Origin of the sequence: Enterobacter oligotrophicus, assembly GCF_009176645.1 — a bacterium.
GTDB lineage: Bacteria > Pseudomonadota > Gammaproteobacteria > Enterobacterales > Enterobacteriaceae > Enterobacter > Enterobacter oligotrophicus.
The window spans coordinates 3,113,746-3,131,161 of sequence record NZ_AP019007.1 but is presented as its reverse complement, the minus strand read 5'-3'; the positions used below and the strand labels follow the sequence as shown (position 1 = coordinate 3,131,161).

The 17,416-nt window shown below is 53.4% G+C and carries 14 protein-coding genes; 5 read left to right on the top strand and 9 right to left on the bottom strand.

Going from position 1 to position 17,416, the window contains the following annotated elements; genetic code table 11:
* The first annotated feature begins 411 nt into the window (after nucleotides 1-411).
* Together EoCCA6_RS15010 and EoCCA6_RS15005 are read left to right on the top strand one after the other, a co-directional pair.
* Nucleotides 412-957, top strand: a complete 546-nt coding sequence (locus EoCCA6_RS15010; protein WP_152083319.1) for a YfaZ family outer membrane protein — start codon at nucleotides 412-414, stop codon at nucleotides 955-957.
* Entirely contained in the window at nucleotides 957-1,277 is a 321-nt protein-coding gene (locus EoCCA6_RS15005; protein WP_152083318.1) for a hypothetical protein, read from the top strand. The genes EoCCA6_RS15010 and EoCCA6_RS15005 overlap by 1 nt, the downstream gene beginning before the upstream one ends.
* Before the next feature lie 48 nt (nucleotides 1,278-1,325).
* On the opposite strand, the gene EoCCA6_RS15000 is transcribed toward EoCCA6_RS15005, so the two are convergent.
* Nucleotides 1,326-2,696, bottom strand: a complete 1,371-nt coding sequence (locus EoCCA6_RS15000) for an NAD-dependent succinate-semialdehyde dehydrogenase (RefSeq protein WP_152083317.1) — start codon at nucleotides 2,694-2,696, stop codon at nucleotides 1,326-1,328.
* Between the two features lie 162 nt (nucleotides 2,697-2,858).
* Between EoCCA6_RS15000 and EoCCA6_RS14995 the strand changes: the two genes are divergently transcribed.
* Nucleotides 2,859-4,130, top strand: coding sequence for a DUF445 domain-containing protein (locus EoCCA6_RS14995; protein ID WP_152083316.1), 1,272 nt, complete (start codon nucleotides 2,859-2,861; stop codon nucleotides 4,128-4,130).
* On the opposite strand, the gene EoCCA6_RS14990 is transcribed toward EoCCA6_RS14995, so the two are convergent.
* The 5 genes from EoCCA6_RS14990 to EoCCA6_RS14970 all read right to left on the bottom strand — a co-directional run bounded on the left by EoCCA6_RS14990 (nucleotide 4,127) and on the right by EoCCA6_RS14970 (nucleotide 7,807).
* Nucleotides 4,127-5,203 (bottom strand): DUF2955 domain-containing protein, encoded by a 1,077-nt coding sequence (locus tag EoCCA6_RS14990; protein ID WP_152083315.1) that lies wholly within the window; start codon nucleotides 5,201-5,203, stop codon nucleotides 4,127-4,129. The two genes, EoCCA6_RS14995 and EoCCA6_RS14990, sit on opposite strands and share 4 nt — an antisense overlap.
* Nucleotides 5,193-6,260, bottom strand: coding sequence for an HlyD family secretion protein (locus EoCCA6_RS14985; protein ID WP_152083314.1), 1,068 nt, complete (start codon nucleotides 6,258-6,260; stop codon nucleotides 5,193-5,195). Before EoCCA6_RS14985 ends, EoCCA6_RS14990 begins: the two co-directional genes overlap by 11 nt.
* Nucleotides 6,257-6,727, bottom strand: a complete 471-nt coding sequence (locus tag EoCCA6_RS14980; protein WP_152083313.1) for a MarR family winged helix-turn-helix transcriptional regulator — start codon at nucleotides 6,725-6,727, stop codon at nucleotides 6,257-6,259. The genes EoCCA6_RS14985 and EoCCA6_RS14980 overlap by 4 nt, the downstream gene beginning before the upstream one ends.
* Nucleotides 6,728-6,817: 90 nt before the next feature.
* Entirely contained in the window at nucleotides 6,818-7,171 is a 354-nt protein-coding gene (locus EoCCA6_RS14975; protein ID WP_152083312.1) for a hypothetical protein, read from the bottom strand.
* Between the two features lie 24 nt (nucleotides 7,172-7,195).
* Nucleotides 7,196-7,807, bottom strand: a complete 612-nt coding sequence (locus EoCCA6_RS14970) for a helix-turn-helix domain-containing protein (protein WP_152083311.1) — start codon at nucleotides 7,805-7,807, stop codon at nucleotides 7,196-7,198.
* A gap of 339 nt (nucleotides 7,808-8,146) precedes the next feature.
* Between EoCCA6_RS14970 and EoCCA6_RS14965 the strand changes: the two genes are divergently transcribed.
* Nucleotides 8,147-12,112, top strand: a complete 3,966-nt coding sequence (locus tag EoCCA6_RS14965; RefSeq protein WP_152083310.1) for an autotransporter outer membrane beta-barrel domain-containing protein — start codon at nucleotides 8,147-8,149, stop codon at nucleotides 12,110-12,112.
* Between the two features lie 34 nt (nucleotides 12,113-12,146).
* Here the strand turns inward: EoCCA6_RS14965 and EoCCA6_RS14960 are convergent, their stop codons facing one another.
* Complete coding sequence (locus EoCCA6_RS14960) at nucleotides 12,147-12,626, bottom strand: carboxymuconolactone decarboxylase family protein (protein WP_010427243.1); 480 nt, start codon at nucleotides 12,624-12,626, stop codon at nucleotides 12,147-12,149.
* Between the two features lie 102 nt (nucleotides 12,627-12,728).
* Between EoCCA6_RS14960 and pdxR the strand changes: the two genes are divergently transcribed.
* Complete coding sequence (pdxR, locus tag EoCCA6_RS14955) at nucleotides 12,729-14,126, top strand: MocR-like pyridoxine biosynthesis transcription factor PdxR (protein WP_152083309.1); 1,398 nt, start codon at nucleotides 12,729-12,731, stop codon at nucleotides 14,124-14,126.
* A gap of 82 nt (nucleotides 14,127-14,208) precedes the next feature.
* Here pdxR and foxA read toward each other — a convergent pair whose 3' ends face one another.
* Nucleotides 14,209-16,317: a ferrioxamine B receptor FoxA gene (gene foxA, locus EoCCA6_RS14950; RefSeq protein WP_152083308.1), complete on the bottom strand. Its 2,109-nt coding sequence runs from the start codon at nucleotides 16,315-16,317 to the stop codon at nucleotides 14,209-14,211.
* 121 nt (nucleotides 16,318-16,438) lie between these two features.
* Complete coding sequence (locus tag EoCCA6_RS14945) at nucleotides 16,439-17,392, bottom strand: helix-turn-helix transcriptional regulator (protein WP_152083307.1); 954 nt, start codon at nucleotides 17,390-17,392, stop codon at nucleotides 16,439-16,441.
* Nucleotides 17,393-17,416: the final 24 nt, after the last annotated feature.

Here is a 17,416-nt window from a genome sequence, read left to right as displayed (position 1 = left end):
AGAAAAATAACGATTTTGGCTACTTTTTTAGTAGAAAAGAGGTTATAAACGCAGACGGTCAATCTGACCTTAGTAAAACCTTTGTTCCAGTGGTCAAAACACGCCCCAAAATGTAAATTTACGTTTTAATTTATGACATTTGAAATATTTTTGGAAATTATTAGAACCTTAATTGTTTCACTTCAAATCATTATTTCGCCCCCATTCAGCCTCTGTTTAGAGAAAAAATTAAACTCATTCTAAACGTAAAAACATTACGCATTGACGTCGTGAAAAATCAACCGCCCCATAACATTCAAAAACAAAATAATTAACAAAAACAGCATAAAACCGCGTCCTCCATCACATTTGCAGTCATAAACATCGCTTGTTAAGGTGGCCTCAGATTAATTTGATGATGAGGCATAAAACATGAAAAAACTGAACATCCTTCTCCTTTCTGCTCTGACGGCCGTATCGGGTTCCGCACTGGCAATGGGCGGCAGCATTGAGCAAGGTAAAAACTTCACCAATTTAAATCTGGAAATGGGGAAATCCTCATCCGGTATTTATGTAGACAGTAACTGGCTCAAAAATACCGATGACGGCACCCAGACCGGCGGTGTTGGCGCGGGTTATAACCTGGAACTCGGCCCGGTGATGCTGAACGCGGGTGCGAAAGCTATCTACATCGGCCCGAAAAAAGGCGATAACGGCGTCGCATTCCCGGTTGGTGGCGGTGTGAACGTTGCCCTGACCGACAGCATTCACGTATATGGTGAAGGCTATGTGGCACCAGATGGCCTGAACAACAGCGTGAAAAACTACGTTGAAGCCAACGGCGGTGTAAGCTGGACGCCAGTGAAACCTGTCACTCTGAAAGTGGGCTATCGCCACGTGAGTGTTGACGGCAAAGACGGTCGTCCAAACCACACCCTCATTGACGGCGCATATGTAGGCGGCGGAGTGACCTTCTGATGAAACACCGCATCGCCGCGCTTTGTCTTCTCAGCGCTACGTTACTTCTGACCGGTTGCGTCCAGTATAAATGGGTCAAACCTGGGGTGAGTGATGTTGAGATGAATAAAAAGCTCACGGAATGCGAAGCGCAGGCACTGATCGATCTGCCTCCGGACAATGTCGTCACCGGTTCAAGCTCGGAAAAAACGGACAAAAAGCACAAGAAAAAGGATATTTCCACGAGCTATACGGTTGAAGACGCTAATGAATATCGCAGGGATACGTTAGTAGACAGCTGCATGTTCAAAAGTGGCTGGGACAAGATCGAAGTAAAATAACGCCCCCATAAAAAAACCTGCCAGAAGGCAGGTTTTTTATTACCGCATTTACTGACGTACCACCACCAGCTTCTGGTTCACAAACTCTTTGATCCCCAGGTCCGATAGCTCACGCCCGTAGCCGGAACGCTTCACGCCACCAAACGGTAGCTCTGCCGCAGTATCAGTAAGCCAGTTGATATAGACCATCCCGGTCTCAATTCGTGAAGCCATTTTCTTCGCGCGTTCAATATCCTGGCTGAACACCGCCCCACCCAACCCGTAGTGGGAATCGTTCGCCAGCGCAACCGCTTCATCGTCACTTTTCACCACGTAAATCTGCGCGACCGGGCCGAAGAACTCTTCAAAGTACGCCGGATTCTCGCGCGAGATATTGGTCAGGATTGTCGGTTCAAAGAAGCTACCCTCACGCTGTACCGGCTTACCACCATAGTGCAGTTTTGCACCGTTTCTCACCGCCTCGTTGACCTGCTTGGTCAGCGTCTCAAGCGCATCTTTGGATGACAACGGCCCCAGCGTGGTGCTTTCATCCAGCGGATCGCCAACCTTCACCTGCTTAAACGCCTCGGTGAATTTGGCCAGGAACAGGTCAGCGATTTTTTCATGCAGAATAAAGCGCTTTGCTGCAGTACAAACCTGCCCGGCGTTGGCGAGTCGCGCATTTACGCCAGTTTTCACCGCGTTGTCGAGATCTGCGTCGTCGAGCACCACGAATACATCATTACCGCCCAATTCCAGGGTCGATTTTTTGATATGTTTCGCCGCCTGCGCCGCAACCGCGCTACCGGCTTTTTCAGAGCCAGTTAACGCCGCGCCCTGCACACGCGGGTCCGCAATAATGCTCGCCACCTGATCTGAAGAGATAAACAGGTTGGTCCACGCCCCTTCCGGCGCACCGGCTTCACGTACCAGATGCGCAAACGTCTCAGCACAGTGCGGCACGATGCTCGCATGTTTGGCGATCACCGGGTTCCCCGCCGCCAGGTTAGGAGCCAGGACGCGCATCAGCTGGTAGTAAGGGAAGTTCCACGGCTCAACAGCCATCAGTACCCCGATAGGATGATGCTCGACCCACGCGTCGCCGAAGTCGGTTTTATATTTTACCGGTGCCAGAAACTGTTTCGCGTTGTCGGCGTAATAGCGGGCGATTTGCGCGCACAGTTTCACCTCGTCGCGACTCTGTTCGATGAGCTTACCCATCTCCTGACTGGCAATTTTGGCCAGATCCTCAACGCGCGCCTCAATCAGATCAGCAAGTTTGTGCAGCACCGGCAAACGCTGGTCGATATCGCCTTTCGCCCAGTCGGAGTGGTAGAGCGCATCGGCCGTTTTCAGCGCCTTGTCGACATCCGCGTCGGTGTGGGAGGGATATTCTTTGATGAGCTGGTTAGTAGCAGGATTTACTGTCTGGTAAGCCATATCGAATCTCCATTAATTACCGCTTAGGGTATTAAGGGTAGTCAATATGACTGGGTACGGGCGTAAAGTTGGGTATATACGGAAGGTTCTGAGTAAAGCCCTAATGCTGCGGTGATGTGGCGATTTTTGCACTTTCCCCCCGCTTCCCTCTATCCTTAACCCATGGAAAAATTAGCTGAACTCAAACGCGCCAAGCTGCTGGCGCTGTCACTGCTGCTGATTGCTGCTGCGGCGTTTATCACTACCCTCTTCCTGCCTCAGACCTTCTGGGTGCGCGGCGTGAAGGCCATTGCTGAGGCGGCGATGGTCGGTGCGCTGGCGGACTGGTTTGCGGTGGTCGCGCTGTTCCGCCGGGTGCCGATACCCTTTATCTCGCGTCATACGGCGATTATTCCGCGCAATAAAGACCGCATCGGCGACAATCTCGGTCAGTTTGTGCAGGAGAAGTTTCTTGATACACAATCACTGGTGGCGCTAATCCGCCGCTATGAACCGGCACAAATGATTGGCACCTGGTTCAGTAAGCCCGACAACGCCAGCCGGGTCGGGCAGCATCTGATTCAGGTGATGAGCGGTTTTCTGGAACTCACCGACGACGGACGCATTCAGCGCCTGCTCAAACGGGCGGTACATAAGGCGATTGATAAGGTCGATTTCACCGAAACCAGTGCGGTGATGCTGGAGAGCATGACCAAAAACAACCGCCACCAGGTGCTGCTGGATGCGATCATTAACCGCCTGATCACGTTGATTCAGCGGGAAAGCACACGAGATTTTATTGCCGCGCAAATAGTCCACTGGCTTAAGACCGAACATCCACGCAAGGCGATGGTGCTGCCAACGGAATGGCTGGGCGATCAGAGCGCCGAGATGGTGTCGAACGCGGTGAATACCCTGCTGGACGACATCAGCCATGACCGCACGCATCAGATCCGCCAGGCGTTTGACCGCGCCACGCTGAAACTTATCGACAACCTGAAAAACGATCCGGAAATGGCGGAAAAAGCCGAGAACATCAAACACTACCTGAAGAACGACGAGGCGTTTAACCGCTATCTGGGTGAGATGTGGGCCGATCTGCGCCAGTGGCTGAAGACAGATATGCAGAGCGACGATTCCCGCGTGAAACAGCGTATTGCGAATGCCGGGCAGTGGTTCGGGGAAACCCTGACGGCCGATGCCAGCCTGCGTGCATCACTCAACGAGCATCTTGAGCAGGCGGCGCACCGTGTGGCCCCGGACTTCGCCGCGTTTTTAACCCGCCACATCAGCGACACGGTAAAAAGCTGGGACGCGAAAGATATGTCGCGCCAGATTGAGCTGAACATCGGTAAAGATCTGCAGTTTATTCGCGTCAACGGCACGCTGGTTGGCGGAACGATTGGCCTGATCCTCTTTCTCTTGTCCCAGTTGCCCGCCGTACTAGCGCGTTAATCCTCTTCTGGCGGCGCGATCACATAGCGCGTCGCCGCAAAGCGGTTGAGGATCAGGTGCACCAGAAACACGAGGGTGAGCGTCGTCACCAGTGCAACGGTGACGGAGGTAATACGATAAAGATCGCTGAACACCAGGTCAGTGTCCGGGTGCATGTTCTGCCCGAACATAATGCCGATGGTGGTGATACTGGCAAACCCGACGCCCGCGCCAACCTTCTCCATCACATGCAGCCGTGCGCCAAACGCCAGCCCAAGACCGATAAGCGGCATCATCAACAGCATATGGCTGCTGTGATCGTAGAGAATAAGTTGCACCACCAGAATATAGAGACAACCCAGCACCACGCCGACCACGCGCCAGATCGAGCTCATCACCGAGCCGCGATAGTGCATCGGAAACAGGATCAAAATCCCCGCCATCAGCGCCGAGAGCGAATCGCTTAAATCACCGATCTGGAAAACGACGAAAATCATCGTTGCAACGGTACCGGAAAGCAGCGACTCATGCCGCACGCGCGCGTCGTCTTTTTCAATCAAAGGTGGCGGCTTGCGTGGCTCAACGTCCGGCAGCAGGTAGTTCATCAACGCGCTCAGGCACACCGCCATCACGCTCGCTTCGATGTTAGAGAACAGAAGCGTGTGCCAGTCGGTGGTGGGATAGCTCATAAAGTTGAGCATCACACTCTGGCACACCACCCCCATTGAGCCGAACAGAAACAGCGGCCCCTTGCTCATAAAACGAAAACGCATCACGTACAGGGCAAATACCACCAGCGTCATGATCGCCGGCCATTGCGACAGATAGCCGATGATAATCACCATTTCAACGCAGTTGAGCGAGGCGCTGAAGATAAACTGCTTCGCCACGTGGCGGTTAAAGACCGGCACCAGCGACAGCAGCATGATCGGGTAGACCACAAAAAATACGCCATAGCTGGTGTTGTAGAAACTGGAGATACTGAGCGCAATCATCCCGGCAAAGACGATGCGCAGGGTCTGGCGAAAGTCGTTTGCCGTATAGACAATGTTACCGTGCGGAGTAAACACCCGCGCCAGAGTGCTAATAGACATAGTGAAGCAAGCTCACCAGATGGATCTGCATCCCGGAGAAGAAGCGCGCAAACGGTCCTTCGCTATTGTAGAGCTGCACGGTGGCCCGCGCGCCGGTCGGCAGATGTTTCGGCAGCGCCTCATCCAGCGCAACATGGATGCGCATACGCTGGGCATCACGCACCCAACGGTTGGAGGTTTCAGGCTCAGACAGTTCGCCATTCACCGCCTCCTGCCCTGCGAGGATACCGGCATCGCTGCTGGTCACGTGGGCGCGGAACACACGTCCCGGAAAGGCATCAAATACCACGGCGGCATCGGTGCCCTGGTGCGTATGGCGTAGGCTTTTTTCGCGGAAATCGGCCACAATATCGGTCTGGTTATTCACCAGCGCCAGCGCGGCCGAGCCGGACGAGGCATAAAATCCAGGGCTTAACTGCAGGTTACTCACCGTGCCATCCACTTCGGCGTAAACTTTCGTCCAGCCAAGATTCAGTTCCGCTTCATCCAGCGCATTACGGTATTTTTGCAGCGTCACGTTGTGGTATTCATCCCGCTCACCGCGCTGAATGCGCAGGTTATGAATGTTCGCCTGTAATGCGCTGACGGACTGCTCGCTGCTCTGCCAGGTGGTACGGACTTTATCCAGATCAGCCTGCGAGACATTCTGCAGGGTGCTCAGCTTCTGGTAGCGATCAAAAGTCACTTTGTCGTTACGCGCCGTCAGCACGGCGGTTTTCAGGCTGGCCTGTGCAGAGGCGATCTGCGCGTCCAGCTGATCGTTGGCGAGGCGAGCCTGCTCAAGCGCGATTTGTGCGGCTTCAACCTTATTACGAAACGGCGTGTCATCCAGCTCAAACAGCAGATCGCCCTTCTTCACCTGGCTGTTGTTATGCACATGGACAGCCGCCACATAGCCAGAAACGCGCGCGGAAACCGGCGTCACCACGCGCATCACGGTGGAGTCCGGCGTCAGCGGTATCCAGATATCCGCGACGATAAAGTAGACAAACATCAGCAGGAAAGAGGCAATACTGACCCTTACCCAGCGGGCAAACTTTTGTTCAGGCGTCATTATTTTTCGGTCTTATTATCTTCTTCGCGGATTGTCCGCAAATTGCAGGCGATTTGATTCAGGGTAGCGCTGAAAATCTCAATATGTTCCGGCGCGATGTTTTGCGATACGCGAGCCTGAAACGTCTCAATCACGCGGGTGAGCGTTTTCAACACGGCATTGCCTTCAGGCGTCAGGGTAAGCAGCCGGATGCGCTTGTCATAAGGGGACACGGTGCGCAGCAGGTAGCCCTGCTTTTCCAGATGTGTCAGTGTGCGCATCAGCGGCGGCAGTTCGATACCCTGCACCTCCGCCAGTTCACTCACCGAGACGTTATCCCCCAGTTGCTGAAGCTGCATCATCACCGTCCAGCTCGACTGGGTTAACCCGGTATCGAGAATGGCATCATCAATCACCGCGCGCCACTGGCGCACGACCATCGCCATCCGCATGCCCATCGGCCTGCGGCTAAACAGATCGTCTTCACTCATGGGAAATTCTCTCGTATCACACACTCAAGATAATGGTTATCAGGGTAAGTATCAAGAAACGAGAGGTGAAAGAGCAGGAATTGTGAAAGTTTAATTTAAAAAATACCGTTGGCTCACCAGATAATTTTCAACTGCAATCCATTCGGTGAGGTGCTTATAAAGCAAAATAATGGCGGCGGGAAGTTCAGTCCCGACTGAACGAATATACGCCTTTTCAGGTGATAATGGCTGAAAATGGGCGCTCTCCTGCCCCACATGTAAATCATGAAGTAAGGTTAAAATTGAATAGTAATCTTTACGCATTACCCTGGGGATTCTGTCCACGGTAATTTGACTAAAACATTCCTGGTAGACACGAAGCTGCTTTTCTTTACTCCTTCCCTCTTCAGCCAGAATCAATAACGATTCTTCCAGTTTTTTTTGAACAGCAATCATGTTATCCACTTAATTACCTCGTCCTTTGCTGCATCACACGTTGTGATCAAATTTCTTATACAGTCCTATCAAATTTGTAACAGAAAACTTACGATAAATATTTCTGCGGTGATGACTGACCGTTTTCCCTGTTAAGTTAAGATAACGTGATATTTCTTTATTCTTTTTTCCAGAGACGATATAGGGAAGTAAAATACTCTCCATCTTCGTTAAATCTTTTTCTTTTTCGAGATGATACCACCGGGTATTTTTAATGATAGTAACTTGCTGTTCCGCCTCAGCAAAATGTGCCAGACAGGTGCTCAATTTTCGCACACAACTTTTACAATCTACGGTGAAGTCCGCAATCGTGTTGATGAGAATATTTTCAATCGTGCTTTCAAAACAGGCATCACGGGTAATAAAAATTATGTAGCTATGCTCATATTTATTTTTGATTTCCATCAACGCATTCAATGCGTTAGTATCAGACTGACCATAATCCACTACTATTGCTTTGGCTTTTAATAAATGTTCTTTGCTTACTTTTTTTAAGTCATCAACATAAAGGACATTTTTAAATGCGGGAGTTTCTGAAAGAAATTCCTCTATGAGGACATTAAATCCCTGTCTAAAATATCTACAGGATGTCAATACAATAATCATTGCTTAAGCCTTACCATCTCTGTGGATAGCGTTAATCATCACTGGTAATGTTTAAAATTTCAATTCCCACTTTTCCCGCGAATTATAAGAATATTCTTAATCAGAATGAGGCAAAACGTGCGCCTCTTCACAAGTCCAAACAAATATTTTCTCAAAAAAACTGTAATAACATGCAGATACATCTTCGTTTGCGAATTATCCAGGTTCAGAAAGATCAATCTGAATAATGACGCGGTTTCGTTTTGATATGCTGCTAAATGTAACAAGGGATGAATCAATTTTGGGCTTTTTGGTATCTGTTCGTACTAAAGCCATAAAAACAACAGAGGGAAGGTAAAGATGAAAAATGTATTTCAACTGACCCAACTTGCAACACGCATCAGCGTGATTGTAGGTAGCAGCGTTATCATTTCTGCACCCGCATTTGCCAACAGCTGTACGGTATTTTCTGCAGATGGCGTCTGTGGCTTAAAAGAATACCAGATGACTTCACCGTTCAGCCCGGTGCCTACGGCATGGTATTTCACCAGCCCCACCCAGGAAACCGCAATTAATGGCACAGCGAAAGCGCAAAATATCTACTTTGCCAGTGGAACCTCAGCGCGTAATGAATCTGATATACAGCAACTGCTGGTCGATGGTGCAAACCTTAACGGTTATTATATCAACGCCAGTAAGGCTGGCACTGCGCATATTCTGCTGGCAAACAAGGCTTCCGTCGACTGGATCGAAGCGGGGGGTGCCTTAACCCATACGCAAATTAGTGTCGACAACGCAACGCTAAACGGTGCAGATGCCGACATCAATTACGATCAGAAGGATAAAAACGCCGCGGGCAACTTCAGTAAAAATTATGCCAGGGGTAACGCTATCTATCTTTCTCCGGGCGATAACGGTAACACCGACATTGATATTACCAACGGCAGTTCTGTTCATGGTCGTATATTGGCCGGAGGGGCAGGAACACATGATATAACCCTTCAGGACAGCGTCATAGAGGCAGGTAGCGTGTTGTTGTACAACGCCAGCAATGACAACACGATCAATGTGCTTAACAGTAAGATCGATACTACTCATGCGCTTCTTCCCACGGAAAACGCCATTGAAATAAACAATACCGCGCATGCAGGCAAAACCAATACGATCTCTCTTGTCGACAGCGAACTCACCGGGTCGCTGGCAATAACCAGCGCAGGGGGAACCAATAGCCTCTCTGTAAATAACAGTACGATTAACGGCAATATTATTGCCAACCAGGCAGCGCAGACGGCGATGGAGATCACTCGTTCCGTACTCAACGGCAGCATCGATATCAACGGCGACACGGCCACCCTTAAACTGGACGACAGCACGGTTTCAGGAGATATTCGTCTGGATACCAGCACGGCAGACCGCTCTGAAATATGGCTGAATAACAGTGACGTGCAAGGTCATCTTTACGGCAACGGGCAGAACAGCACGCTTCATCTGGCGGGGAAATCGCAGTTTAACGGTACACAGTTCAGTAAATTCAGTGACCTGAACGTTGCTGGCAACGTGGCGATTGCTGGTGGCTTCACCAACGATAATGTCGGCCAACAGCTGACAGTCAAAGGTGAGACCCTTACCGCACCAATCCAGCTCAGCAGTGGCAAGCTGGCTTTTGATGCGACAAAAATTATCGCGAATACGTTGTCTCTGAAAGAGGGAGCATCGCTGGCGTTAACCAACCACAGCCAGTTGCAGACACAATCGGATCGGTTATTTAAAGCATCCGCATCTGCTGCATTGCCTGGCGGATATACCGACACCGGGGCGCGTATCACATTTAAAGACAGTACCCTGGTATTAACCGATGCTGACTACCAGCTTGAATACGTTCAGGCGGTCAATAACATGCTGGATCTCACCCAGGGCAACAGCCTGGTGATGCTGGGCGTGATCCGCGACCCGCAAAATGCAGCAGGTACGGCCAGCGTCATCGACGCGGCCACAACGAAGGCTGTACTGGCAAACACGCAGGTCACCTCCAGCAAAAATAAACTGACGATTGGCGCTGAAAACAGCGTTACGGACGATCGCATTGCCGTAAGCAATGGCTTTGGTGCGGCGCAATTACGCTTTGAGGGCAACGATGCACCGTCAATTGAAATCGTCGGTAATCAGGCGCTGACGCTGACCGGCGCTGCCGGTGGCGCGTTGTTCGATGTCGTGAATGCGCCCGATGCGGAAGTGAATGTCGCCGTCACCCAGGGCACTTTTTCTATCGGTTCATCTGCTATCGACAATATTACCAGCCAGCTTACCGGCAGCGTGAATGTTGCCGAAAAGGGCACGATGAATATTCTGGCAGGCGATCATACGATAATTTCCCATGGCGCAGGCATTACCAGCAGCGGCCTGGTTAATATCGATCCTGCTGCAACATTGCACGCGGATATAAATCTGCAAAACAATGCCCAGCTTGTCGTCAATGGTTCACTGCAGGCAAGCCAGCTTACTGCCAGCAAGGATGCACAGATTAGGGTTGGCAAAGCCGACGCCGCAGGCACGCTGATCGCGAATGCGCTGGATCTCCAGGGCGCAAGAATGTTTATCGACCCGGCATGGTCAGATGGCGGCACGCTGGCAGACGCATCAAGAGTCGCCAGCGGCGGCACGGAAATCAATGGTCGCATTACTGTAGGCCAAAACGCGTTGCTGGTGCTGGGCGATACCTCGACCACTGCGGCAGAAGCAGCGTTTGCCGACAGCCAGTTGAAGTGGGGTCCACAGGGTATCACCGCTGCGCTGGCAATCCAGGCACCACAGACGCTCACGGCAAACCAGGGCGGTTTGCGCGTTGACGGCGCGCTCACGGGCAGCACCGGGATGTATGATGCGGAATACAATAAAGCCGGGTTCGCGGACCATTCTCTGCTGATGGTTGACGCACAAGACACAACCGGTGGCAAAGCCGCGCTTTCCGCCGTTGACGGGACGTTAACCGTCGCGGATTCCGCAGCGCTTTACGTTGCGAATGCCAAAGCTAACCAGACCTACGTTGTCGCTAAGGGCTTTAGCGATGTGCAACTTAACGGTGATGGCTGGCAGAAAGACAACCTTTTGTTGAATAAATTACTGATTGCCCGCACCGGGGAAAATAACGGTGAGGTGACGGTGACGACTCGTGCCAGAGCGGCTCAGGACGTGCTGCCTGGCGTGGTCACTGCCCACGCCCTGGATACGCTGATCAATAGTGGAGAAAACTCCAGAACCGCTCAGCATGCGGGACAGCGCTTCCTTTCTGTCGCCATCGACACGCCGCAAGCAAGCGTGGATCAGGTGGTGAAAACCGTCAACAGCGCCGCACAAATAGCTTTCGCAGGCGGCGTACAAAGCAACACTCTGGCGGCAGGCGCGTCTGCGGTTAACGCCATTATCGACCGAAACTCAGTGACCAGCCGTGGTTTACAAGCTCCTGAGTCTGACGCCAGCGTATGGGTTCAGACCCTCTACGGTAACCAGCGCAGCCGCGATTTGAGTGCCGGATCGATGCGTTACGGCCTTGACAGTGATTTTTACGGGCTGATGCTGGGCGCGGATAAAGAGTACGAAACCTCGCTGGGCAACATGCGTAGCGGCGCTGCCTTCCATGCCGGGAATGGCGACAGCAACTCGCGCGGGGATTTCAACTCAACGCATAATGATTTCAGCTTCTGGGGGATTTCGCTTTACCAGAACTGGCGTCACAACCAGCTTAGCGTCACCGGTGATGTCAGCCTGACGGAGAGCAACAATGACCTCTATCAGAAACAGCCTGGCTGGATGAACGCAGGCAGTAAGCTGAACGCCAGTGTGGATTCCCGTCTGTTCAGCGCTGGATTGCGGGGCGAATATCTGATTGAGACTCACGTCGTCGATCTCATTCCCTATGCCGCAGTACGCTATAACCAGCTGGTTACACAGTCCTTTGACACTAAAAACAAAGGCGGTGAAAACGTTTTTCATACCGACAAAGGCACCCAGAATATCTGGCAGTTCCCGGTCGGGGTAAACATCAACAAAACGTTCGCGCTGGATTCCGGCTGGAATCTTAGCTCGCAGGCAGGCGTTGGGGTTACCGCCGTCACGGGCGATCGGGATGCGAAAAGCACTCTCCATACCGTTGGCATTCGCAGCAGCGACGCGCTTTCCGCTGAAATCATTGACGACACAACCTTTAACGGGCAGGCAGGCTTGAAGTTCCAGAAAGGAAACATGACTTTCGGGGTAGGTTACAATATTAACGCCTCCAGTCATGATACCGATCAGATTGTCAGCGCAACCTATAAGCTCGCTTTCTGATTATCATCTGCCGCATGCCTGCGGGCATGCGGCATTATTCCAGGTTAGCTTTATTCAACCCGTAAGCCGCATCCAGCGAGCCGGGCTCCATGCGGGACGTGATACCCAGACGGTTCCAGGCGTTGATTGCCACGATGGCGAAGTTCAGCTCTGAAATTTCCACGTCCGAGAAATGCTCCGCCACGCTGCGGTACAATGCATCGCTCACTCCGTGAACGCCAATCTGCGTCAGTGCTTCAGTAAATGCCAGCGCCGCTTTTTCACGGGCGCTAAACAGCGGGGACTCGCGCCAGGCCGCCAGGTGGTACAGACGCAGCTCGCGCTCCCCGGCAATTTTGGCCTCTTTCGAATGCATATCCAGGCAGAAGGTACAGCCGTTCAGCTGTGAAACACGAATGTCGATCAGGTGCTTCAGCGCCGGGTCGATGGAAGTTTTCGCCACTTCCATGCTCAGGGCGGACAGCGCGTTGGCGAGGGCCGGTGTGGCTTTATGATGGTTTACGCGAGTGCTCATTGTCTTTCCTCTTTTTTGTGCGGCAGATGTCATGCGATGAGGCAAATCTACGCCGTTCATGACATAGTAAAAAGATACAAAATGCGTGAAATGAGGTAGGACATGAAGCCGGGCTATCACGAAATCTATTCGCGCTATCGCGATAACATCACGCGCGGTGTGCTGAAGCCTGGCGACAAAGTGCCGGCCATCCGCGTGCTGTCCGAAGAGCTGAAGGTGGCACGCAAAACCGTCGAAACGGCCTACGCCATCCTGACGGGCGAAGGGTATCTGGTGAGCCAGGGCGCGCGCGGCACGCGGGTGAACCCGGATTTATTACTGCCTGATCACCACACCCCCGCAGAACAGACCACCGGTACGCTGCCGGAATCGCTTATCAGCCAGCGCGAACGCGCCGGTTTTTTACGGCCTGGCATACCGGCTCTCGACAGCTTTCCCTACAAAAAATGGCTGCTGCTGTCAGGCCAGGCGACACGTTCGATGCGCCAGGAGGAGATGCTCAACCCGCCAGTACTGGGCTGGTATCCCCTGCGCCAGGCCATCGCCAGCTACCTCAATATCTCACGCGGATTGTCCTGCACGCCCGAACAGGTGCTGATCACCAGCGGCTACAGCGGCAGCCTGCGTCTGATCCTCGATACCCTTGCCAGCCGCAGCGACAAAGTGCTGTTTGAAGACCCAGGCTATTTTATGGGCCAGCAGTTACTCAAGCGGATCGTGCCGCGACTGCACACCGTGCCGGTCGATCGTTCAGGTATGGATACGGACTATCTGCTGCGTAATCATCGTGATGCCCGCTTCGCTATCGTCACGCCGTCGCACCAGAGCCCGCTGGCGGTGACGCTCTCGCTGCCGCGCAAACAGCAACTGCTCGACTGGGCCTCACAAAACGAGGCATGGATCATTGAGGACGATTACGACGGGGAATTTCACTACACCCGCAAGGTCCTGCCGTCGCTGAAAAGCCTCGACCAGCACGACCGGGTGATCTTTATGGGCACCTTCAGCAAAACTATTATGCCGTCGCTACGGATGGGCTACGTGGTGATGCCCGCCAGCACGGTGGAAGCATTTACCGACTGCGCCGATATCGTCGCCAGCGGCCAGCCGGTGCTGACGCAAAAGATCCTCACCGCGTTTCTCAACGAAGGGCATTTTTTCCGTCATCTGAAGAAGATGCGGGCGCTGTACCAGACCCGCCGCGACTGGATGATTGCCGCCCTGCGTGAGGTGTATGGCGATCTGTTTTTCACCGAGCAAAACGACGGCGGAATGCACATCGTGGCGTTCCTGGCGAAAGGGAGCGGCGACAGTGAGATCGCGCGCTGCTGGCAAGCGCAACAGTTGCAGGTGAATGCGCTCTCGGAGTGGTATCGCGGAACGGGAAAACGCTACGGGCTGGTGATGGGCTATAACAACGTGCGAACGTATCAGGAGGCGATCGCGCTACTGGAAAGACCGAAACAGCAGACGCTGGAACTTCTACTCCGAAATCAGTGAGCTGCCCAATATTTTGCAGGCGGCTGGCCTGCTTGCTCCTGTAGGCCCGGTAGGCGTAGCGCCACCGGGCAATATTACCTGCTCAGAACGTCCACGACACGCTGCCCACAATGCTGCGCTCCGCACCAAAGTAGCAGTAAGAGAGCGAGTTACACGCCGCCACGTAGCTTTTATCCGTCAGGTTATTGACGTTCAACTGCGCGCTTACGCCCGTGAGCCCTACTTTCGACAGATCATACCCCACCACCATATCCACCAGCGTATAAGACGGCAGCGTATGGGTGTTCTGGCGATCGCTGGTGACACCGTTCACGTAACGCACGCCGGAGCCAACGGTCAGGCCATCCAGCGGGCCCGTTTTGACGTCATAGCTCAGCCAGGCGCTGGCCATATTACGCGGGGCATAAACGGCGCGCTTACCCTCCTCTTCCGGGCTGCTCTTCTTATAGCGGATATCGGTGTAGGTATATGCCGCCTGCAGGCGCAGACTGTCGGTCAACTGACCAATCGCCTCCAGTTCGACGCCTTCAGACTCGATTTCCCCGATAGAGCGGTACGGATCGGTCGGCTCCTCTTTGGTGGCGATATTCTTCTGGTTGATGCGGAACACCGAGGCGCTGAACTGGCTGTTCATCCCTTCCGGCTCATACTTCACCCCGGCTTCCCACTGCTTGCCTTTCATCGGGTCGAGGATGTTGCCCTGTTCATCGGCAAAGCTGGTCGGCGTAAACGCGGTGGAGTAGCTGACATACGGCGCGACGCCGTTATCAAACAGATACAGCAACGCCGCGCGGCTGCTAAAGTTGTTTTTGTCCAGATCGCTGCGGGTATGGTTGAAATTGTCGACATTCGACACGCTCACCTGATCGTAACGGCCGCCGAGCGTCAGACGCCAGCGGTCAAAGGACATCTGATCCTGCAGGTAGTAGCCCGTCTGGCGTAGCTTGTGCTTTTCCTTGCTGTACTGAGTGATGTAGTCCGGCTTCGCGCCGTAAACCGGGTGGAACGCGTCGATAGGCGGGAATCCGCCGTAATAGCCGGTCACATTGTTGCTGCGATCCTGATAATCCATCCCGATCAGCACGCGATGGTTCACCGCCCAGGTATCAAAACTGCCGTCCACCTGGTTATCCAGGGTGATGGCATTCATCTTCTCGTCGGAGCCGGAATAGCCGCGGTTCAGCTCGGTTTCGTTCAGCCAGCCTGCGGCATACACCTGGTTCAGTTCCACTTTTGTATGCAGGTAACGCAGCTTCTGGCGCACCGACCAGCCGCTATCAAACATATGCTCGATGTTGTAGCCAACCATGTTTTCACGACGATCGTATTTGTCGTAATCGTCCTCACCCTCAAAGAAGGTGTTGGAGATCTTCTTGCCGTAGTGCGGAACAACGGTGCCGTCATATGGCAGCCCGGAGTGGCTACCGCCTTCCGGATCGCGGTGCAGATAAGCCATCAGATCCAGACGGGTGTTATCGGTGATGCGCCAGGTCAGGCTCGGCATCAGGGCATAACGCTCCTCTTTCAGCGGGTCAAACTGGGAATCGGCGTAGCGGGTCATGCCGCTGAGGCGCACCGCCACACGGTCGTTATCGTCGAGCGGGCCAGTGACGTCGAACATAGCGCCGCGCTGATCGTTATTCCCGGCGAACAGCTTGATCTCCCCGCCCGGATCGAAGGAGGGCTTACGCGAGGTCAGCGCGACAATGCCGCCCGGCGATGAACGGCCATACAACACAGAGGCCGGACCGCGTACCACTTCAATATTGTCAAGGAACCACGGGTCCACCACCAGCGAGCTGTGGGAGTTGGTGTCACCCATCATTTTCAGGCCGTCGAGGTAGACGTTATCCAGGCTGCCATCTGAGAAGCCGCGCAAGACAATGTAGTCGAAACGGTTTGAAGCCCCGATCTGGTTGCTGTAAACGCCGGGCGTATAGCTCACGGCCTGGCGCACGCTGGTTGCGCCCTGCTCTTCGAACTGCTCGCGGGTGACAATAGACACCGACTGGGGCGTCTCGATATCCGGGGTTTCAAGTTTGGTGGCACCAGACTGCATCTGCGACGTAACCACCACGGTTTCAGTTTTTTGGGCATCCTGCGCCAGTAAAGGAAAAGCGACGCTACCGGTAATCCATCCCACCAGCAGTGCCAGACGCGACTTAGCAAACATGGTCCTCTCCAAAGGCATTTCTAATTGTTAATAAGAATTATTACCTTTTTGAGAACGCAAACGGCTATGCGCGCTGCCAGGTTACGTATGCGCGATGCCAAACCGCACGGATCGCGTTCGCGCGGGAGAGAAAAATGCGTTAGCGATGTTTTCGCACGTCGCCCGGTGAAACACCGTAGCGACGACGGAATGCAGTGGAAAAGTTGGTAGCGTGCTGATAACCGCACATCCATGCCGCCTGCTGCACGCTATAGCCTTCCAGGAGATAGCGTCGAGCCAGTGCAAGACGGCAGTCGCGCAGGTAGTCAAACAGCGTGGTGCCGTAGCGCTGGCGGAACTTGCTGCGCAGGCTGCTCTGGCTCATTGCGGTCAGCGCCGCGAGCTGAGCGAGAGTGTAGTCCTGCTCCGGTGACTGTTCCAGCATGCTCCGCACGCGCTCCAGACGCGCATGCTCAGGCCGACACGGGCAATGTTGCTGGCGCTGATTCAGGCCGTGGCCAAGCAGTTGATACATCAACCCTTCCAGCAGCAGCTTGCGGGAAAGCACGCTCAGGCCCTGCTGCTGCGCATGCTGAATGCCTGACAGCACAAACCCTGGCACCTGCCAGACGAACGTGGGCGCATTCAGGCTTTGCCACTCCACGAGCAACGTTTCCAGCAGGTTCTCACGCCTGACATCATGGGGATACACGCCAAACGAGAGGGTTTTCAGCGTGCTGTCTGCCGTGTGGCGCGCGCTCATCACCTGTTCCTCACTAAGCCGGGAACTGAACGCCATACCGGAGCGCACCACATACTCATTGCCATTCAGCGTGAGCGTGACGCACCCTTCCAGCACCACCAGCATATAGAGCGGGCTGCTGTGGCGAGAGGTGGTTTCATAGGGTTGTAAAACCCGAACATCCGAGTGGGTAAGTGAAATACCTGACGAGAGTGTCATCTCTTCCACGTCGCCGTGCAGAACCGGGCTACCCGTCGCTGCGTTATCTTTCAGCTGTGGAAAACGATAGTCGATGCCGTAACGCTCGCCAAAGACATGAAAATCCTCAACAAAGAAAACGCGTTTCGTTGACGTATTTTCATTCTGGAGCATAACGCGGTGCCTGCATCGTGTAAT